Annotated in this window: 20 protein-coding genes; all 20 read right to left on the bottom strand. The window is 49.5% G+C overall.

The features are described from left to right. Positions 1–44: 44 nt before the first annotated feature. A complete protein-coding gene (locus ACLTOH_RS04475; RefSeq protein WP_172594758.1) occupies positions 45–182 on the bottom strand; it encodes a hypothetical protein in 138 nt (45 codons plus the stop codon). Between the two features lie 71 nt (positions 183–253). Beyond that, positions 254–1,606, bottom strand: coding sequence for a SpoIVB peptidase (spoIVB, locus tag ACLTOH_RS04480; protein WP_181969134.1), 1,353 nt, complete (start codon positions 1,604–1,606; stop codon positions 254–256). A gap of 110 nt (positions 1,607–1,716) precedes the next feature. Continuing rightward, on the bottom strand, positions 1,717–2,460 hold the full coding sequence (locus tag ACLTOH_RS04485; RefSeq protein WP_022313666.1) for a DeoR/GlpR family DNA-binding transcription regulator: 744 nt from the start codon (positions 2,458–2,460) through the stop codon (positions 1,717–1,719). After that, positions 2,454–4,106 (bottom strand): phosphoenolpyruvate--protein phosphotransferase, encoded by a 1,653-nt coding sequence (ptsP, locus tag ACLTOH_RS04490; RefSeq protein ID WP_412223468.1) that lies wholly within the window; start codon positions 4,104–4,106, stop codon positions 2,454–2,456. The genes ACLTOH_RS04485 and ptsP overlap by 7 nt, the downstream gene beginning before the upstream one ends. 37 nt (positions 4,107–4,143) lie before the next feature. Next, positions 4,144–4,401 carry an HPr family phosphocarrier protein gene (locus ACLTOH_RS04495; RefSeq protein WP_022313664.1) on the bottom strand — a complete coding sequence of 86 codons (258 nt, stop codon included), beginning with the start codon at positions 4,399–4,401 and terminating at the stop codon, positions 4,144–4,146. A gap of 89 nt (positions 4,402–4,490) precedes the next feature. Beyond that, a complete protein-coding gene (locus ACLTOH_RS04500) occupies positions 4,491–6,407 on the bottom strand; it encodes a fructose-specific PTS transporter subunit EIIC (protein WP_412223470.1) in 1,917 nt (638 codons plus the stop codon). Between the two features lie 36 nt (positions 6,408–6,443). Next, complete coding sequence (pfkB, locus tag ACLTOH_RS04505) at positions 6,444–7,352, bottom strand: 1-phosphofructokinase (RefSeq protein ID WP_117568640.1); 909 nt, start codon at positions 7,350–7,352, stop codon at positions 6,444–6,446. Positions 7,353–7,534: 182 nt separating this feature from the next. Continuing rightward, positions 7,535–9,223 (bottom strand): DNA repair protein RecN, encoded by a 1,689-nt coding sequence (gene recN, locus ACLTOH_RS04510; protein WP_022313660.1) that lies wholly within the window; start codon positions 9,221–9,223, stop codon positions 7,535–7,537. 15 nt (positions 9,224–9,238) lie between these two features. Then, positions 9,239–9,691 carry an arginine repressor gene (gene argR, locus ACLTOH_RS04515; RefSeq protein ID WP_022313659.1) on the bottom strand — a complete coding sequence of 151 codons (453 nt, stop codon included), beginning with the start codon at positions 9,689–9,691 and terminating at the stop codon, positions 9,239–9,241. A gap of 31 nt (positions 9,692–9,722) precedes the next feature. Next, positions 9,723–10,592 (bottom strand): NAD(+)/NADH kinase, encoded by an 870-nt coding sequence (locus tag ACLTOH_RS04520; RefSeq protein WP_118730490.1) that lies wholly within the window; start codon positions 10,590–10,592, stop codon positions 9,723–9,725. 20 nt (positions 10,593–10,612) lie between these two features. Next, a complete protein-coding gene (locus ACLTOH_RS04525) occupies positions 10,613–11,494 on the bottom strand; it encodes a TlyA family RNA methyltransferase (RefSeq protein ID WP_117464857.1) in 882 nt (293 codons plus the stop codon). A gap of 17 nt (positions 11,495–11,511) precedes the next feature. Further along, positions 11,512–13,365, bottom strand: coding sequence for a 1-deoxy-D-xylulose-5-phosphate synthase (gene dxs, locus ACLTOH_RS04530; protein ID WP_337417310.1), 1,854 nt, complete (start codon positions 13,363–13,365; stop codon positions 11,512–11,514). Positions 13,366–13,379: 14 nt separating this feature from the next. Continuing rightward, on the bottom strand, positions 13,380–14,303 hold the full coding sequence (locus tag ACLTOH_RS04535; protein ID WP_412200047.1) for a polyprenyl synthetase family protein: 924 nt from the start codon (positions 14,301–14,303) through the stop codon (positions 13,380–13,382). A 42-nt stretch (positions 14,304–14,345) separates the two neighbouring features. Next, positions 14,346–14,585 (bottom strand): exodeoxyribonuclease VII small subunit, encoded by a 240-nt coding sequence (xseB, locus tag ACLTOH_RS04540; protein ID WP_412200044.1) that lies wholly within the window; start codon positions 14,583–14,585, stop codon positions 14,346–14,348. A 57-nt stretch (positions 14,586–14,642) separates the two neighbouring features. Then, complete coding sequence (gene xseA, locus ACLTOH_RS04545) at positions 14,643–15,857, bottom strand: exodeoxyribonuclease VII large subunit (RefSeq protein WP_337536682.1); 1,215 nt, start codon at positions 15,855–15,857, stop codon at positions 14,643–14,645. 1 nt (position 15,858) lies between these two features. Continuing rightward, positions 15,859–16,269, bottom strand: coding sequence for a transcription antitermination factor NusB (gene nusB / locus ACLTOH_RS04550; protein WP_022313652.1), 411 nt, complete (start codon positions 16,267–16,269; stop codon positions 15,859–15,861). A 21-nt stretch (positions 16,270–16,290) separates the two neighbouring features. After that, entirely contained in the window at positions 16,291–16,677 is a 387-nt protein-coding gene (locus tag ACLTOH_RS04555) for an Asp23/Gls24 family envelope stress response protein (protein WP_022313651.1), read from the bottom strand. Positions 16,678–16,727: 50 nt separating this feature from the next. Continuing rightward, a complete protein-coding gene (locus tag ACLTOH_RS04560) occupies positions 16,728–17,954 on the bottom strand; it encodes a transglutaminase domain-containing protein (protein WP_022313650.1) in 1,227 nt (408 codons plus the stop codon). A gap of 37 nt (positions 17,955–17,991) precedes the next feature. Next, positions 17,992–19,590 carry a peptide chain release factor 3 gene (locus ACLTOH_RS04565; RefSeq protein ID WP_022313649.1) on the bottom strand — a complete coding sequence of 533 codons (1,599 nt, stop codon included), beginning with the start codon at positions 19,588–19,590 and terminating at the stop codon, positions 17,992–17,994. 71 nt (positions 19,591–19,661) lie between these two features. After that, the gene (locus ACLTOH_RS04570) at positions 19,662–20,828 is read right to left on the bottom strand and encodes a phosphopentomutase (RefSeq protein WP_412223472.1); all 1,167 of its coding nucleotides are present in this window, start codon (positions 20,826–20,828) and stop codon (positions 19,662–19,664) included. Positions 20,829–21,027 lie beyond the last annotated feature (199 nt).

Consider the following 21,027-nt stretch of genomic DNA (forward strand, 5'->3'; position numbering starts at 1 on the left):
TTCTCCTCTATATCCCTATCCTCTGAAAAATCTGTCCAAAATTATTATTTCTTACAATGTTCCGCAATGGCTGCGATCGCTTTCTCCATCTGGAACGGTTCCGCCAGATGTGCATTCCTTCCGGCGGTCAGACATTTCTTCGCATCTTCTTCATACGTCAGCGCATTTTCCCTATTCCTCACATTACAAATCCATTTTTGCATTTGAATGTATATTTAATTTATTTTACCATGTTAACTGCCGGACGGCAACCTTATTGCTCCAGCATATTCTCAATAAAAATCCCATATCCTCTGGTACTGTCCTGCACGAGAACATGGGTGACGGCTCCTACAAATTTTCCGTTCTGGATGATAGGTGCCCCGCTCATTCCCTGGACGATTCCTCCGGTCAGGGCGATCAGGTCAGAATCTGTGACTTTCAGTTCGATTCCCCGGTTCACGTTGTCATGATCGAGATGAATGTCGGTGATCTCGATATCATAGTATCTGGTGGTGCCGTCTACGGTACACAAAATCTGCGCCGGTCCCTTTCGGATCTCCTGTTTTAATCCAATGGGCATCGCCTCTTCCGTTCCCATTGCCAGTGCTTTGTCATTGCACTTGCCGAAGATTCCCCGGACACTGTTGCTGGTAATATCCCCCAGAATCCTGTCATCAGAATAGACGATCATTCCCGTCATTTCCCCCGGATGACCGGCCGTTCCCTTCTGAATGGAGATGATCTCCGTCTGGTACAGGGTTCCGTCATTCATTTCCATCAGGTTGCTGGTGTCCACATCATTGATTCCATGCCCCAGTGCTCCGAAATTTCCCTGACTGTCAATGTAGGTCATGGTTCCCACACCCTGGGCATTGTCCCTGACCCAGACACCAATCTTATATTTCTTCGTCTGATCCTGTACCGGATCGATTTTAACATCAAAATATTCTTCGCCCCGCCGGATCGTCAAAATCGCTGCTTCTCCATTACCGTTTTCGATCCGGGTGATCAGATCATCCTTGTCCGCCACTTCCGTGCCGTTCAGTTTCACCACATAATCGCCGCTTTTCAAAATATGTTCCGCCGGAGCCACCTTCTCCCCGTTGACAGAACGGAACTCTCCGGTACCTATGACCATTACCCCTTCGGTCTTGACATAGATTCCGATGGGAACACCTACCGGGATCAGCTGCTGATCCTCGATCACCCGGATCCCCACCTGCTTAAAAGGCAGGATCCCGAACAGCTTCACCTGCATCTCAAGGCTGTCCGTCATTCCGGTCTTCATAGTCACCGGCTGACTCAGATCCAGTGTCACGGCACCTTGGGGAATATTACTGGTTCCCTGTTCACTGACACTTAAAATCTCACCTTTTGCGGGAATATCCAGTGCCAGTGATTCCTCCGATTCCGCCCGCATATAAATAACAGAAGGAATACTGCTGTCCACCAGATAATAGCTGTAGCCAAAGAGTCCCATACCGGCCAGGATAAGGGCAGCACAAAGGCAGGCCCGGTAAATCCGCAGTCTGCGCACCTTCTGTTTCCAGAGCTGCAAAATTATGACTGCATCTTCTCCTGCCTGCCTTTTTACTTTTTCCGTTTCCGTAATCCATAGCTTCATACACATTCCCCCACTGAACTTCTGTCATTGCTGTATAGGGTATAGTGTACGTCACATTCCTATTTTTAATCTGTGATCACCGGGATTTGCGGTTTACAGTTTTCTCCAGTTTAACCACAAATGACCACATTCCCACTGCTTTTATATTCCTCCGGGCAGTCGTCCGTCAGAATCGTTCCGCTCTGAAACGCCCCGAAGGTCACAGAGCTGACATTTCCGAACTTAGAATGATCTGCCAGAATAAAACATTCTCTGCATTGTCCCATGGCAGTCTTTTTCACCATGGCCTCATTCATATCCGGTGTGGTCAGGCCACTCTGCCTGCTGATCCCGTTGGTTCCAAAAAAGCCTTTGGTAAAATGATAGCTCTGTAAATTCATCAGTGCCTGATTGCCTACCACAGCCTCCGTGGAGCCTTTTAATTCACCGCCGACGAGATATACACGGAATCCTGCCGCTGCCAGTGTCTTGGCATGCGCTACCGCATTGGTCACAAAGGTGGCACTTTTCTCTGTCAGATAAGAAAGCATACTTGCTGTGGTCGTACCTGCATCCAGATAGATAAAATCCTCCGGCTGGATCAGTGCTGCCGCTTTGGCAGCCACCAGCTGTTTGGCTTCCACATTGACTTCTGCCTTCTGTTCCACCGTGGGTTCATGTGTTATCACCGTCCGGTCACATGCCACAGCACCTCCAAAGACCTTTACCAGCTTCCCGGCATTATGCAATGCTGTGATGTCCCGGCGTACCGTGGATTCCGACGTATTTAACAGATCTTTTACCTCTGCCACCGTAATGCTGTTTTTTTCTTCCAATAATTTCAGAATGATCTCATAACGTTGTTCTGTCAGCATAAATTGTTATTTTCTCTTTCCTTTGTCACATCTGTCTCCAGTATGATCTTACGCACGGGAAGAATACTTCCGGGAGACATGGATAATTCATCAACACCCATAGCCAGAAAACGTCTGGTCAACGATGTATCTGCACCCAGTTCTCCGCAGATACCTGCCCAGATTCCGGCCTTATGCGCATTTTCCACGACCATCTGTATCATACGCAGCACTGCGGGATGATGTGGATCATAAAATGCATCCAGCTTCGGATTCTGCCTGTCGATGGCCAGTGTGTACTGGGTCAGATCGTTAGTACCGATACTGAAGAAATCCACTTCCTTCGCCAGCTCTGCACTCATCATGACAGCAGCCGGTGTCTCGATCATAATACCCTGCTTCGGTTCTCCGAAAGCCACACCCTGTTCTGTCAGTTCCTGCTTTACCTCTGCCACGATTTCCTTGATCTGATGTACTTCCTCCACACTTATAATCATAGGATACATAATGGAGATATTACCAAATGCACTGGCACGGAACAATGCACGGAGCTGTGTCTTGAAGATCTCCGGTCTGGTCAGACAGATACGGATGGCACGGCATCCCATGGCCGGATTTTCCTCCGGCTCCATTTCGAAGTAATCACACTTCTTGTCTGCACCGATGTCCAGTGTACGGATGATCACAGGCTTTCCCGCCATGGTCTCCGCCACAGTGCGGTAGATCTGAAACTGTTCTTCCTCGGTAGGGAAGGTTTCTCTCTCCAGATATAAAAACTCACTGCGGAACAGGCCGATGCCGCCGGCATCGTTCTGCAATACGGCCGCCAGATCCTTGCTGTTACCTATATTAGCATAGAGCATGATCTTCTTACCGTCAATAGTGATATTTTCACGTCCCTTTAAGCTCTGGAGCAGTTCTTTCTTCTCCTGCTCCTCCTGCTTTAGCTGCTGCATTTTCGACAGAGTATCTTCATCGGGATCCACATAGATGCAGCCGTTTCGTCCGTCCACGATACCAAGTTTTCCGTCTATGGCATCGGTCAGAGGGATATCGGTGCCGATCAGTGCCGGAATGCTCATGGTGCGGGCCAGGATCGCCGTATGGGAATTCACAGATCCATGTACCGTTACAAAGGATAATACCAGATCCTTGTTCAACTGTACCGTCTCGGAGGGTGCCAGGTCGTCTGCCACAATGATCATGGGTTCTTCCGATGCCGCCATGCCTGCCGTTCTGCCACCCAGCACGCTTAATACGCGCTCGGAAATGTCTTTGACATCCGCAGATCTGGCTCTCATGTAGTCATCCTCCATGGAGGCAAACATCTGTGCAAAATTGTCTCCGGTGGAAGCCACCGCATACTCTGCATTCACCTGCTGCATATGAATGATGTTCTCAATGGATTCATTGTAATCATCATCCTCCAGCATCATCTGATGAATCTCGAAAATAGCTGCATTGGCTTCTCCCACTTCTTTCAAGGCTTTCTGGTACAGATTCTGCAGCTGCTCCATGGCGGTTTGTCTGGCCTGTCTGTAACGAGCGATCTCCCGGTCGGGATTCTCGATCTTCACACGCTTTACCTGCTGCTCATCCTTCTTATGAACACTGATCCTGCCAATGGCAATTCCGCCGAATACACTTTTTCCCTGGTAGACTTCCATGACTTTTCTCCTCTCCCGACAATAATATTATGATTACTTAGAGGTTTGCTTTCACAAATTCCGTAACAGCTGCATAAGCTGCTTCCTCATCCTCACCGTCGAAGGTCAGGGTGATCTCGTTGCCGGCCTTAACAGCCAGACCCATGATGCCGAAGATTCTCTTGCAGTCTCCGGTCTTGCCGTCCTTGGTCAGAGTGATGGCACTCTGGAATTCCTTTGTTGCCTTTACCAGTTCTCCTGCGGGGCGAGCATGGATACCTTCGGGATCTGTGATAACATATTTAAATTCTTTCATTTTCTTATCTCCTTTTCTGATTTTTTATATTACGGTAACTATTCAGCACCCACATTCGTAAAACCGCTCTTTCAGAGCTTTCCTTTTGCTCATGTGGTTACTTTTTTCTTCAATACACCCAACAGCAGTGCGGACACTACCGTACCTGCCACCAGTGCCACCAGATACATCACTGCGTTACCTACTACAGGGAATACGAAAATTCCGCCGTGAGGTGCCATCAGTGTACAGTGGAATGCCATGGACAGGGCGCCTGCCAGTGCCGAACCGATGATGCAGGAAGGAAGCACATGCAGAGGATCGGATGCTGCAAAAGGAATCGCACCTTCGGTGATGAACGCCAGGCCCATGATGAAGTTGGTGGGACCTGCGTCTCTCTCTTCCTTGGTGAATTTATTCTTGAATAACAGGGTTGCCAGTGCAATGGCACAGGGAGGAGTCATACCTCCGATCATAACCGCTGCCATGATGTCATAATTGCCTGCAGCGATCGCTGCCGTTCCGAATACATAAGCTGCCTTGTTGAAAGGGCCACCCATGTCAATCGCCATCATGCCGCCCAGGATCAACCCCAGTACAACTCGGCTGGAATCACCCATTCCGCTTAAGAAATTGTTCAATCCGGTATTGATACCGCCCATGACCGGCTCCACCACAAAGTTCATGGCAAGTCCCATAATCAAGATACCCACTACCGGATAGATCAATACAGGAGCCAGTTTTTCAATAGCCTCCGGGAGTTTGTCACAGATCTTACGGAGTCCTACGATCAGGTAGCCTGCCAGGAAGCCAGCCACCAGTGCTCCTAAAAATCCGGACTTGCCGTTTGCCGCCAGCATACCGCCTACAAAGCCAAGCGCCAGCGCCGGTCTGTCGCCGATTGCCATACCGATGAAGCCCGCCAGTACCGGAAGCATCAGACCGAATGCCACGCCGCCGATATTCTTGAACATTGCGGCTATGGGAGTAATCGTACCAAAGTTACTTCTCTGATCTGCGGGAAGTGCATTGATATCAACGTTCAGTCCGTCGATCAGGAAGGCAATGGCGATCAGGATACCACCGCCGACTACGAAAGGAAGCATATGGGATACGCCGTTCATCAGCTGGGTATAGATCTTATGAGCTGCGCTTTCCTTACCGGTTACGGCTGTAGTTGTTTCACTGCTTTCCCCGTGGAAAACTTCCACGTTTCCACTCATTGCCTGTTTTACCAGCTGGTCTGCCTTGCCAATACCGTCGGATACCTGACAGCTGATGACTTTCTTGCCGTTAAAGCGGTCCATGGGTACTTTGGCATCAGCCGCCACGATGATGCAGTCCGCCGCTTCAATCTCTTCTGCAGTCAGTACATTTTTTGCGCCTGCGGAGCCTCTGGTCTCAATCTTAATCTGACAGTCTGCTGCTCTGGCCGCCTTTTCCAATGCTTCTGCTGCCATATAGGTATGAGCGATTCCGGTCGGACAGGAGGTCACTGCCAACAGCTTAAAGCCTTTCTTCTTCTCGGTGGTAATACCGGTATCACTTAATCTGTCATCAATGCTCTTGGCACTTTCATCTGCTGCATCAATGATCTGTAAAAACTCATCTACGCTTTTTGCGTTTCTCAGGGAAGTGGTAAAATTTTCATCCATCAGCATCACGGACAGTTTGCTCAGCACATCCAGATGTACATTATCCTTTGTATTCGGTGCTGCAATCAGGAACAGTAAGGTCACCGGTTCCCCGTCCAGAGATTCATACTCCACACCGTTTTTGATCACCATGGCTGCCAGTCCGGGGGCTTTTACCGCATCACATTTTCCGTGAGGGATCGCAATTCCCTCTCCGATTCCCGTGGTACTCTCTTCCTCTCTTGCATAGACCTGTTCACGATACTTCTCCACATCAGACAGCTTTCCGCTTTTTGCCATCAGTTCCACTGCCAGATCCAGTGTTTCCTTTTTGTCAGCCGGTGCCGCATTCAGGGAAATACTATTTTTGTCCAAAAGATCTGTAATTCTCATGTTGTGACCCATCCTCTCTTTTTATATTTATCATTGTTATTGTTCTACCTGCTGTAATACCTGCAAGACTTCTTCTCTGGTGGCCAGATTCTCGGAAAATGCACTGGCGCTTCCTGCAGCAATTCCCATATGGAACGCATGTACATAATCTTTCTTTTCCATCCATCCTGTCAGGAAACCTGCCACCATGGAATCGCCTGCACCCACACCATTGACCAGTGTTCCCTTCGGTGCCGGAGCTCCCATGCTCTGTCCGTCCGCTGCGATCAATACTGCTCCTTCGCCTGCCATGGAAATCAGTACATTCTGTGCTCCCATCTCCTGCAGTTTCCTGCCGTATGGAACCACCTCTTCCCTTGTGGAGAGCTTCACACCGAAGATATCCCCCAATTCATGGTTGTTGGGTTTTACCAGAAAAGGATGATACGGCAATACCTTTACCAGCAGGTCTCTGGTGGCATCCACTACGGTGAGAACACCTCTTCCCTGAATTCTCTCCAGAATTCTCTGATAAATGTCATCCGGCATGGTATAAGGAATACTTCCTGCCAATACCAGGACATCTCCGTCTCCCAGTCTGTCAATCTTTTCCATCAGCTGTTCCAAAGCTTTTGCATCAATATCCGGGCCACAGCCATTGATCTCTGTTCCGTCAATACTTTTCAGCTTCAGATTGATTCTGGTCATTCCGTGATCGATTTTGATGAAATCAGCATTTACGCCAAACTCGTTCAATCTCCGGATCAGTTCCTCTCCAGTGAATCCCGCCGCATATCCCAGGGCTGTGGAATCCAGTCCCAGATTCTTCAGTACGATAGAGACATTGATTCCCTTTCCTCCCGGAAGAATCAGCTCTGATGAGGTTCTGTTCGTCATTCCCAGCTGAAAGTCATCCACGGATACGATGTAATCCAGTGACGGATTGAAAGTCACGGTACAAATCATTTCTATCCCTCCTGTCTGTCATCTTTCTTGTTCTTATGATGTTATTATATCTTCACATTCAGTCAAATTCAATCAATTTAATTCACAAATATGGTGCTTTATTTTGGTTGAATTTGCACAAAATAAAAGGATGAAATACTTCTTCATCCTTTTTCAATGTTTCTTTCACTATAGCATTTCCCTTATCTGGCTTCTTTAAACCCGTTTGCCTGTTCTTTCATTTCCTTTGCATTGGAAAGCGCCGCTTCCGTCAATGCATCACTGCCTAACAGTCTTGCCAGCTCCGCCAGACTTTCTTCTTCTGCCACCTTGTGAATGTCCGTAATGGTCATATCATCGGTACTGCTCTTTTCAATAATGAAATGCACATCCGCCATGGCTGCGATCTGAGGCAGATGAGTGATACAGATGACCTGATGGGCTCCTGCCAGAATACTCAGCTGCTCCGCTACTTTCCATGCGGTTCTGCCGCTGATACCGGTATCGATCTCATCAAAAATCAATGTATCAATGGCATCTTTCCCTGCCAGCACCGTTTTGATCGCCAGCATCACCCGGGACAGTTCACCGCCACTGGCCACCTGGTTCAAAGGTTTCAGACTTTCTCCGGGATTGGTGGAAATCAGGAATTCCACATCATCATAGCCTTTTGTTGTAATGGCCTGACCGGGTCTGACTGCGATGTCAAATTCCACCGTCAGGAAATTGAGACCTATCAGCGCATCTTTCAATTTCTGCGTCAGTACCGCTGCGTTTTTTCTGCGGATCTCAGACAGTTCTTCACAGGCTTTCTTCAGTAACGCCTGCTTTTCCTCCCACTCGGCGTTCAATTTCTGCATATAGGCATCATAATCCACCAGTTTTTCCAAATAAGCTTCTTTTTCCTCTTTGTACCGCAGGATCTCTTCGATCGTGTTGCCGTATTTTCCCTTGAGGTGATTGATGGTATTCAGACGATCCTCTGTACTGCGAAAATCCTCTTCATCAAATTCCAGATCCGACATATATTCGGAGACATCATGATTGTAATCTGACAAAAGACTTTCCACCTCTGCCAGCTGTTCCTCCATCTGTTCCAGTGCAGGATCATACATGGTCACACTACGCAATGCCCGCAGTGCCCTGCTCAAAGAATTCCCGGCACCGTCTTCCGCGTCATTGCCACTGAGTTGATAGCTCTCCGCCAGGCTTTCCGCAATTTTTCGGCTGTTGGACATTTTGCGGTACGCCTGTTCCAGTTCCTCATCTTCTCCGGGCTGCAGGGAAGCATCCGCGATCTCCTTTTGTTCAAATTCCGCCAGAGACTGTTCTCTGCTTCTGGAGGTATCATCCAGAGTTTCCTCTGTGATCTTTTTCTCCAGGGCAGTACATTCATGATAAAGTGCAGCCACCCGCCCTGCGCATTCTGCAAATTCCGCTCCCGCATAGGCATCCAGGATCTCCATATGTTTTTTCTTGTTTAGCAGAGACTGGTGCTCATGTTGTCCGTGAATATCGATCAGCAGCTCCGAAAGTTCCTTCACCTGCTTTGCCGTCACGGTCTCTCCATTGATGCGGCAGATGCTTTTCCCGGAGGAAAGTTTTCGGCTCAGGATCACGGTTCCGTCTTCCGAAGGTTCCAGATCCATGCTCTTTAATTTTTCCGCCAGCCTTTCTTCCTCGCAGTCGAAGACCAGTTCCACCAGACCGTTCTCTTCTCCCCGTCTGAGCATGTCTTTCTCGAACTTTCCTCCCAGTGCCAGATTCACTGATCCAATGAGTAATGATTTACCGGCACCGGTCTCACCGGTCAGTATATTCAGTCCTTCTCCGAACTCTACCTCTGTCTCCCGGATAAGAGCCAGATTTTTCACGCGTAAACTACGAAGCATGTATTTCCCCCTGTCTTACCTTTCTATCATCAGATGGATCTTGTCCATAAGGATCTGGGTATCTTCCACGGTCCGCACTGCCACCATGATCGTATCATCTCCGGCGATACATCCCACCACTTCGGAGAATTTCAGGGCATCCAGTGCCGCCGCCACTGCCATGGCCATGCCGGATACGGTCTTGATCACCAGAATATTCTGTGCCATGTCCATGGAGATAAAACCGTCTCTGAGGACGCGGATGTATTTATCTCCCATATGACTGTCATCCTGTTTTAAAATGACGTATTTCTGTTTGCCGCCACCGGTGGGTACTTTGGACAGCTTCAGTTCTCTGATATCTCTGGATACGGTAGCCTGTGTCACAGCAAAACCGGCTTCCTTCAGATAGCCCGCCAGTTCCTCCTGGGTCTCCACATCTCTTTTTTCTATAATCTCCACGATCTTGCGATGTCTTGTTTTCTTCATCTTGACCTCATGCCTTTCTCACAACAATTCGTCAGGAATCTCTCATTTTCCGATGCAATACATCCAGGAAGCTTACCTGATTCAGCTGAATAAACTCGGTGATCTTCTCCGACTGCACAATACGGATCCGGTCTCCGGTACACATGGTCACTTTGTGGCTGCCGTCATAATTGGCTTCCACGGTCTGGCTTTTGCCCTCTCTGCCACCGGGAATCTCTATAACGATCTCATCTTCCGGGGACAGGATAATGCTTCTCTGGTTCAGGCTGTGGGGGCAGATCGGTGTCAGGGTGATCAGTTTCGCCTTGGGCTCCACCAGCGGCCCGCCCGCCGACAGATTATATCCCGTGGATCCTGTCGGTGTAGTCACGATCATTCCATCTGCCTTGTAATGATTCAGAAGCTGTCCGTTGACATAGATGTTGAATTCTATGATCTGCAGGGATCCGCTTCGGGAAATGACGATGTCATTCAAAGCCCAGCCTTCCGACACGGTTCCATCCGCACAGCAGACTTTACCGTTTAACATCATTCTGCGTTCTTTCTTAAAATCATCCCGGATCAGGCGGTCCAGGGATTCCTCTAATCCAGACAGTTCGATCTCCGTCATATAACCTACGGTTCCCAGATTCACTCCGATGATGGGGACAAGGATCTTCTTCGTCTCTCTGGCTGCCTGCAGCACCGTGCCGTCGCCGCCCAATACGATCATGCAGTCCACATCTAACGGAATGTCCGTTGCTTCCTCTTCCGCCACGGAATCCGCTTCTTCCTTCCAGTCGGATTCCTTGACCTTTAATTTCACCGTACAGCCTTTGGTTTCCAGATAATTCTGGATCCGTTTCGTGGTCGCAAGCTCCTGATCCTTATGCTTGTTGGTATATATCAGAAAATGCTTCATAGCTTCGCACTCCTTGTCTGTTACAGGGTATGAGAGTTGTCTACGATACCTTTGATTACGGCATCCCATTCAGGGGTATAGGACAGTCCGGTCTTTTCCTCTATAATAGTCTGTAAGGCGCTCTCCGCTTCATGCTCGGTCAGCGCCAGCTTTTCTTCGGAGATCTCCTCCGGCTTACGGATATGTAGCAGATATTCGATATTGCCCTCCGGTCCCTTGATGGGGGAATATTCCAGATGCAGTACTTCGAAACCAATGCTGTCCGCATAGTCGATGATCTTGCGGATCACTTCCTCGTGGATCTGAGGCTCTCTCACCACACCGTTCTTGCCCACCTTGCCTCTGCCGGCCTCGAACTGGGGCTTGATCAGACACACCATCTGTCCGCCGGTCTTTAACAGATTTCTCGCCGGGATCAAAATCTTGGTCAGAGAAATAAAGGACACATCCACGCTGGCGAAATCCAGTGCATCCGGGATATCCTCCGGGGTCACATAACGGAAATTGGTCTGTTCCATGCATACCACCCGCTCATCATTCCGCAGTTTCCAGGCTAACTGCCCCTGTCCCACGTCCACGGAATACACCTTCGTGGCTCCGTTCTGGAGCATGCAGTCCGTGAAGCCTCCGGTAGATGCACCGATATCCATGCAGATCATGCCGTCCAGCAGAAATCCCCACTGTTCCATTGCCTTTTCCAGCTTCAGGCCTCCGCGGCTGACATATTTCATGGTATGATTTCTGACTTCCAGCTTGATCTTGCTGACATCAAATCCGGTGCCGGCCTTGTCTTCCTTCTGTCCGTTGACATAGACATTGCCCGACATTATGATGGCTTTTGCCTTTTCTCTGGAAGGAGCATACCCCTGCTCTACCAGAATCACATCCAGTCGTTCTTTCATCTTCGTCTCCTAATTATTTATAATCTTTCCAGAATTTTCTCCGTGATGCTTTCCGCATCCAATCCGATCTCCTTTTTCAAAAGCTCTACATTTCCATGTTCCACATAAGCATCGGGAATAGCTGCCATGACACATTTGATCCGTTTCTCGTGGTCATTCAGACAATCCAACACCTTTTCTCCGAATCCTCCGCTTTGGACATTTTCTTCCATGGTCACGATCATCTCATGATCTTCACAGGCCGAAAGTACTGCCTCTTCGTCAATGGGCTTGATAAATCTGGCATTGATGATACTTGCCTTGTAACCCTTTTCATGCAGAAGCTTCTGGACTTCCTCCGCTGTCTTTACCATACTGCCTATGGCAAACAATGCGATACCGCCCTCTCTTGCGATCCACTCCGCCTTGCCCAGTTCAATGGGAGCACGGTGTTCGGCAAGTCCGGCATAAGCCGTTCCTCTGGGATATCGCACCGCAATGGGCGCATCCAGTGCCACGGCAAACTTCATCATATCCGATAATTCCCATTTGTTCTTCGGCGCACAGATATGCATATTGGGAATTCCCGACAGATAGGTATAATCAAAAATACCCTGATGGGTCTCACCGTCACTCCCCACCAGCCCTGCACGATCTATAGCAAACACTACCGGCAGGTTCTGAATACACACATCATGCAGGATCTGATCGTAGGCTCTCTGTAAAAATGAAGAATACACCGCAACAATAGGCCTCATGCCTCCTGCTGCCAGTCCTGCTGCGAAGGTCACCGCATGTTCCTCCGCAATTCCCACATCAAAGAACCGATCCGGGTACATATTCCGGAAGCGCTTCAGTCCGGTGCCGTCCGGCATGGCTGCCGTAATAGCCACTACCCGTTCGTCCCGCTGGCCCAGCTTGCACATAACAGTGGAAAACACATCCGTATAATTGGCCACGGTGCGGGGATGGGAAGGAATTCCCGTCTCGATGTCAAAAGGCTCTGCCCCGTGAAATCTGGCGGGATGTTTCTCCGCCGGTCCATAGCCCTTGCCCTTCTGGGTAATCACATGCACCAGCACAGCTCCCTTGACTCTCTTGGCTTCCTCAATGACCTTGATCAGGCCTTCGATATCATGTCCGTCTACCGGTCCTAAATAAGTCACTCCCATATCCTCAAAAAACATCCCGGGGATCACCAGCTGTTTGAAGCTGCTCTTGGCCCGGCGGATACTATTGACAATACCGTCGCCACCGGGTTTTCTCTTGAGAGCGTTGTATATGCCCTCTTTCAGATCCAGATAACCGGTCGCCGTACGGATATTGTTCAGATATTTGGAAACACCGCCCACATTTTCGGAGATGGACATATTGTTGTCGTTTAATACCACAATAAAGTTCGTCTCCAGTTTGGCTGCATTGTTCAAGGCCTCGTAAGCCATGCCTCCTGTCAGAGAGCCGTCTCCGATCACGGATACAATGGTGGTCTTCTCCCCTTTGAGATCTCTTGCCTTCACCAGTCCCAGTCCTGCGGATATGGAGGTAGAACTGTGTCCGGTATCAAATGCATCATAATCACTTTCTTTTCTCTTGGGGAACCCACTCATGCCATGGAACTGGCGTAAGACATCGAAACCGTCCTTGCGGCCCGTTAATATTTTGTGGGTATAAGACTGATGACCTACATCCCAGATGATCTTGTCCTCCGGGAGATTCAGAGCAAGATGAAGTGCCATGGTCAGTTCCACCGCTCCCAGGTTCGAACCCAGATGCCCCCCGGTCACACTGATCTTTTCGATCAGGAACTGCCGAATCTCCTCCGCCAGTTCCCCATAGTCTGATTTATCTATTTTTTTGATATCGTTTGCTTTCTCGATCTTATCCAGTAACATTGGCTTTTCCTCTGCTATTTCGTTCTATGGACCAGGTGCAGCAACAGCTCCTTCAGGAATTCATGTTCTCCCGAAAAGCTGTCCAGAGTCGCTACCGCTTCCCCGGTCAGCCGTTCCACTTCTCTGCCGGATTCTTCCAGTCCGTGTAAAGTCACATAGGTCTGCTTATGATTCTGTGCATCACTTCCGGTAGCTTTTCCCAGCTCCTTGCTGTCCCCTATCACATCCAGAATGTCATCCTGGATCTGGAATGCAATGCCGACATTGTAGGCACACAGTTCCAATGCCGCAATCTCTTCATCGGTTGCCCCTGCCAGCGTAGCTCCGATAGTCATGGCCGACTGGATCAGGGCTGCCGTCTTGTTGGCATGGATGAACAGGATCTGTTCTGTGGTCAGAGGTTCTGCCTGTTCCTCCGCTTCAATATCTGCGTTCTGGCCGCCGATCATCCCATAGATTCCTGCCTTGCGGGCTAAAATATTCAGTGCCGCCGCCACTCTCGGGTAATTCGGATCTACCGGTTCTCCCGAGGTGCATGCCGGAAAAGCACGAAATGCAGTCTCAAAGGCATAATTGAGCAGTCCGTCTCCTGCCAGGACTCCCATACCGTCACCGTACACAGACCAGGTGGTCTTGCGGCCTCTGCGGTACTCGTCATTGTCCATGGCCGGCAGATCATCATGTACCAGAGAATATGTATGGATCATCTCGATCGCCGCCATAAAAGGCTCTATCGTATCATCTTTGCCACCGAACATTTTATAGGTCTCCTGCATCAGCATGGGACGCAGGCGCTTTCCGCCTGCCATAAGACTATAGTTCATGGCTTCAATAACGGTCTTCTGGTATCCTTCCTCTGCCGGAAGATATTCCTTCAGTAATTCTTCAATCGCTGCCGTTCTCTTCTGCAATTCCTGTCTGAATAACGTTTCTTCCATGTCTGATGCCAACCTTCCTCTACCTGCCGGTATGCTGTATGCTTACTGGGGATCCAGCGGTTCCAGTCCGCCCTCTTCGTTCAGCTTCATGACCTGTTTTTCCACCCGGTCGATCTGTTCGCTGCACCGTTTCAGCAGATTCATGCCCTTGCTGTACGCCGTGAAAGCTTCCTCCAGAGAAATATCCTCTGCTTCCAGCTGTCCGATCAGTTCTTCCACTGCGGAAAAATTCTCTTCCAGGCTCTGTGGTTCCTGTGCTTCCGTTTTCTTTTTTCCTGCCAAAATAGCACCTCCGTCTGCTGCCTGCATCTATCTGCATCCCCCGGATACCGGTAAATGCTATCCGGGAAGTCTTTCTTCCTTCTGTATCTGTTCCACCCGGGTATCGATCACGCCGTCACTCACCCGGATCCGCAGGCGCTCCCCTGCTTCCACCTGGATCACGGAACGGATATTTTTCCCATCGGTATCCTCCACATAGGAAAAACCACTGTTTAACTTTTCCAAAGGAGAGACCGCTTTCATTCTCTCAATATACAATGCCAGGTTATGTCTGCGTTCCCGCAGGATCGCCTGCAGCCGGTTCTGCAGCCGGTCTTCCAGCTGTATGCTGTAAGTCCTCTTCTCCCGTATCCGGCTGGCGGGGCTTAAATATTTCAGGCGCATTTCCATCTGATCCGCCTGCTGCCTCTTATGCTGAAGCACTCGTCCCATCCGCTGATACAGCCTGTCCTGTCTGTCCAAAATCTCATTCTCAATATCACTGACCTGTGTCACTGCCAGTTCTGCCGCTGCCGACGGGGTCGGTGCCCGCAGATCCGCCACATAATCAATGATCGTGGTATCCGTCTCGTGTCCAACCGCCGAAATAATGGGAACAGAGCAGTCGAATACTGCCTGTGCCACCATTCTCTCGTTGAACGCCCACAGATCCTCGATGGAGCCGCCCCCACGTCCCACGATCATGACATCCACGCCCTGTCTCTCCAGTGCACGGATTCCGTTCACAATGGAAGGCGCCGCCGAAGCTCCCTGTACCAGCGCAGGATACAAAATAATCTGCACGAAGGGATTCCGTCTGGAGGCGATCTGTATGATATCCCGGACTGCCGCGCCGGTATCTGCCGTGACTACCCCAAGAGTATGGATATACTTCGGAATCTGCTGCTTATACTCCGGAGCAAACATGCCCTCTTCCGCCAGTTCCCGTTTTAGTTGTTCGTATTTTTCATAGAGGGCTCCGGCGCCGTCCAGCGTCACTTCCTTCACATACAGCTGATATCTGCCGTCACGCTCAAATACACTCACACTGCCCTTCGCAATTACCTGCTGCCCTTCCGTCAGCCGGAATCCCAGACCTCTCCGGTCTCCGGCGAACATAATGCAGTTCAGGGCACTGGCAGAATCCTTTAACGTAAAATAAATATGTCCAGAGGGATGGTATTTACAGTTGCTTACCTCACCCTTTACAGATACCATCTGTAAAAAGTAATCCTGCGTGAACATATTTTTGATATAAGTATTCAGTTGTCGTACGCTGATTACGTTCTGTATCCTACTCACCGGATTTCATGATCTTGGCAAGGATCGCATTGACGAATCCGCCAGAGCTTTCCTGTCCGTACTTTTTGGCAATCTCGATTGCCTCGTTAATAGCAACGCCATTCGGGATATCGTCATCATAGCGCAGCTCATATGCACCAAGACGCAGTACTGCAAGCTCCACCTTTCCCATACGGGTGGTATCCCAGCCTTCGGTATTCTCATTCAACAGCCTGTCAAGCTCGGGGATTTTCTCCCTGATCTTCTCAAAGCGGGCCGCAATGGCATCTGCATCCTGCCAGGAAGGAACTTCCTCATTATTCTCGCGGAACAATGCAATCTGTTCCGGCATATCCTCCGGTGCATGAAACTCCACGCGGTATAAAAGTTTGAAAACCTGTTCTCTCTGCTCGTGTCTTCCCATAATATCTTCCTGTAATTCCTCTTATTTATCCTTCTTCATGTTCACACCGGCAATACGGATGTTCACATCAGAGCAGGTCAGTCCTGTCATATTCTCAATGGCATTTTTCACCTTCTGCTGTACTGCCTGACAGGTAGCGGGAATATTGTAACCGTACTCCATGGTCACAGTCAGATCCACGGTCACATTCTTGTCCAGCACCTCTACTTTGACACCCTTGGTCAGGCTCTTAACGCCTACCTTGCTCATGAGTTCGTTGGTAACATTACCAGCCATGGCGCTGACACCGTCTACCTCGGTAGCTGCTAAAGATGCGATCATAGCCACTACATCATCGGCGATCTGTACGGTACCGATGCTCTCGTCTTCCCTTAATACCAGGTTCTTCTTATCTATTTCTTTTTCCATGATAGCTGATCCTCCTAATAATAACTAATTAGTTACAGTATACCAAATCCTTATTCATTTGTCACCCAAAAAGTCAAGGATAATTGTTTCCCGTTCTGGGCATAAGTGACGGTATTGCTGTTCCCCTGTATCTGCATATAGGAAAAAATCTCCTGCTCATCGATCAATGCATGACAGATTTCCTGATAACAGAGTTCATCTGCACATTTTATCGTCACTTCCGTTCTGCCGCCCTCTATGGCTCTGTCGAAGACCGCCTGCATCTGTTCATGGTCATAGGAAGTAAAGTAGGAACCTTCCCGCACATAATAATTTGCTTCCGTCGCCGTACATTCCGGCATAGGGATCACCGCTTCGATACGATGCGTCCGTAGCAGATCCTCTGTAGTCACGCACAGATAATCATAATTGATCTCCGGCAGGCTCCTCTGCTCGCTGCCATTCTCCATGCGGTAAGAGGCATCTCCCCAGGTGGTATCTACATAATAATAGTCCCCGTCCACCTGTACCAGATTCCAGGCATGAGCTTCTCCGGTATCCACCGTTCCCTGCACCAGGGTGCACATCACCCCCAGATGATTCAACAGATACTGGGTGGCTTTGGCATATCCCTGGCAGACAGAAGCTCCTCCTAAGAATACCGAGGCAATGTTCTGATTATCCGCCGCACTCAGATCATAATTTGTTGAAAAGATGACCGCCTCATACACCGCTTTTACCTTATCGTACTCAGAAGCCGCCTCTTCCATACCGGACAGCCATTCCGCCGTCACACTGCGAATGGCCTCCGCCCGCGCTACGGCCTCTTCCTTCGTCTGATCGTAAGTGCCTGCGAAGTCGATTCCTACGGTTTTCTCCCCTCTGGAATATTTGGTATAAGTATATCCTGTGGTGTAAAAAATCTCCGGATGATCTATCAGCACGCACTGAAATACTTTGTCAATGTCCTGTTCATCCATTCCCTGTTCCAACGGTTCCGTGGACAGTTTGATCGTGTCATCCATAGACCCAATCGCCTGCTCGATCTCCTGATACCAGATCTGTTCCTGCGCATCCAGACTCTCATATGCAAAACGAGAGCCTCCCTCCTCTAAAAGGGAAAAGCTCTCTGTATTGTCATTTTCCGCAGCCGCCGTCTCCTGCACAGGCATAGTATCTATCTGTGACTCGGGCAGCACGATGGTCTGGGGTACTTCCTGCAGAACCTCCTGTGAGGAGCATCCTGTCAAAAGCAGTAACATCAGAATTCCGGCACATAACTTTTTCTTATTCCGCATTCTATCCCCCTACACACTTTTTGTTTCCATATAATTACTAATTGCGTCCGAACTCCGTCAGCACCAGTCCCTTATTACGGTCCAGAGTCATGCCGATGCTCCAGGAATTCACAAACAGTAATAAAGGATTACCCTTCATGTCCTTGACCTTCTTCATATCGGAAGTACCGGACAGCTTGGCCAGGTCGATCTCATCCTTATTCTCGATCCAGCGGATATGCTCATAAGGCAGGTTCTCCAGACGGATCTCCACGTTATATTCGTTCTCCAGACGGTATTTCAGTACATCGAACTGCAGCACGCCTACCACACCGACGATGATCTCTTCCAGACCGGTATTGAACTCCTGAAAGATCTGGATGGCACCTTCCTGAGCGATCTGCTCTACGCCCTTGACGAACTGTTTTCTCTTCATGGTATCCACCTGGCGCACTCTGGCAAAATGCTCCGGTGCGAAGGTCGGAATACCTTCATACTGGAACTTCTCCCTGGGCATGCACAGTGTATCTCCGATGGAGAAAATGCCGGGATCGAAGACACCGATAATATCACCCGCATAAGCCTCGTTTAAGATCTTACGTTCATCCGCCATGATCTGCTGGGGCTGGGATAATCTCATAACCTTATTGCCCTGCACATGACGCACTTCCATGTTGGCATCGAATTTACCGGAGCAGATACGCATGAATGCGATACGGTCTCTGTGAGCCTTGTTCATGTTAGCCTGGATTTTGAAAACAAAGGCACTGAACTCATGCTCCGTCGGGTTGATCATACCGATGTCTGCTTTTCTTGGCAGCGGCGTGGTAGTCATATTCAGGAAATGCTTTAAGAAGATCTCCACACCGAAGTTGGTCAAAGCAGATCCGAAGCATACCGGGGTCAGGTTACCCTTCTGCACTTCCTCCAGATCAAACTCTGCGCTGGCGCCGTCCAACAGTTCCACCTCGCCAAGCAGCTTGTCCGCTGCATCCTCTCCGATCAGTTCCTTCAGATGTTCTTCGTCCTGAATGGGGATCTCGGTGGAAGTTCCTTCCTTCGTTCCCTTCTCCGTATCGGAATATGCGATCACACACTTTTTCTCACGGTCGTAGACACCCTGGAATTCCTTGCCGGAACCGATGGGCCAGTTGATGGGGCAGGTGGCAATGCCAAGCTCCTTCTCGATATCATCCAGCAGTTCAAAGGTATCTCTTGCCTCACGGTCCATCTTGTTGATGAAGGTGAAAATAGGGATCTTGCGCATCACGCAGACCTTGAACAGCTTTCTCGTCTGGGCCTCGACACCCTTGGAAGCATCGATGACCATAACTGCGGAGTCCGCTGCCATCAGGGTACGGTAGGTATCCTCAGAGAAATCCTGATGTCCCGGGGTATCCAGAATATTGATGCAGTAACCGTCATATTCAAACTGCAATACGGAAGAGGTAACGGAAATACCTCTGTCTTTCTCAATCTGCATCCAGTCGGATACCGCATGTCTGGCCGTTGCCTTACCCTTTACGCTTCCTGCCAGGTTGATGGCTCCTCCGTAGAGCAGGAACTTCTCAGTCAGGGTCGTCTTGCCGGCATCCGGGTGGGAAATAATGGCAAACGTCCGGCGGCGGTTGATCTCTTCTGTATAATTATTACTCACTACTATAGTCCTCCAAATATATCTCTTATATCTCTAAAAATCTATTTTCGCAGTTCTTCGGGATCTGCTATCTATGATGGATCTGCCTTTAAAACAGAGCTTCCTTCAAACTCCGGTTGGATTCCGAAATAATCCAATACCGTAGCTCCGATATCGGAAAAAGTCGGTCTGGTTCCGCGATTCCCCGGCGTCACAGGCGCACCGTACATAAGAAACGGAGTATATTCTCTGGTGTGATCCGTGGTGGCTGTGTAAGCGGGATCACAGCCGTGGTCTGCGGTGATCATCAGAATATCATCCGGCTTCATGCGTGCCTGGATCTCCGGCAGCTTCTCATCAAAATAAGCCAGTGCCTTCGCATAGCCGTCCACATCTCTTCTATGGCCGTAGAGCATGTCGTAATCCACCAGATTGATAAAGCAGAGTCCTTCGAAATCCTTGTCCAGATATTCCAGTGTCCGCTCAATGCCTTCCGCATTGCCGGAAGTGTATACATGCTCGGTAATGCCCCTGCCTACGAAAATATCCTGGATCTTACCCACAGCAATGACATCCTTACCGGCAGCCTTCAGCTGATCCAGCATGGTCACTGCGGGAGGCAGCAGGGAAAAATCGTGTCTTCTGGGGGTACGGGTATAATGTCCGCTCTCACCGATAAAAGGTCTCGCAATGACACGGCCCACACCGTGTTCTCCCTGTAAAATCTGTCTGGCGATACGGCAATAATCATATAACTGCTCCACAGGAACCACATCCTCATGGGCAGCGATCTGAAACACACTATCTGCGGAAGTATATACGATCAGTTTGCCGGTGCGCACATGCTCGTCCCCGTAATCCGCAATGACCTGTGTGCCGGAGTACGGCTTATTGCACAGCACATCTCTGCCGGTGCGGATCCGGAACTCTTCCAGCACATCCTCGGGGAAGCCGTCCGGATAGGTAGGCAGTGGCTTGGGAGAATAGATACCTGCGATCTCCCAGTGTCCGATGGTCGTGTCCTTTCCACGGGAACGCTCCGTCATGCGGGTATAAGCTGCCGTGGGATGGTCTGTTTTCTCTCCCACTTTCACGCCGTCAATATTAAACAAACCCATGTTTTTCATATTTTCCATATGAAAAAAAGGACTCTTTGACACGCTCCCCAGTGTATTTACATTGATGTCACCGTAAGCTGCGGCATCCGGCATCTGTCCGATACCGAAGCTGTCCAATACAATTAAAAAGACTCTCTTCATTGTTTCTTCCTTTTGTCAAGTTTTCCAGGTTAAGTTATGATACCATCCAGATTGTTCCGTGCTTCGCACTCTCACAATCTGGACCGCATTCGTAATCCGCTCATTTTCTTCGAAAATGGCTGCTTGCTCCTCCGAGTTCTTATGATACCATCCAGATTGCTTCGTGCTTCGCACTCTCTCAATCTGGACCGCATTCGCA

Source organism: Waltera sp., assembly GCF_046969025.1.
GTDB lineage: Bacteria > Bacillota > Clostridia > Lachnospirales > Lachnospiraceae > Acetatifactor > Acetatifactor acetigignens.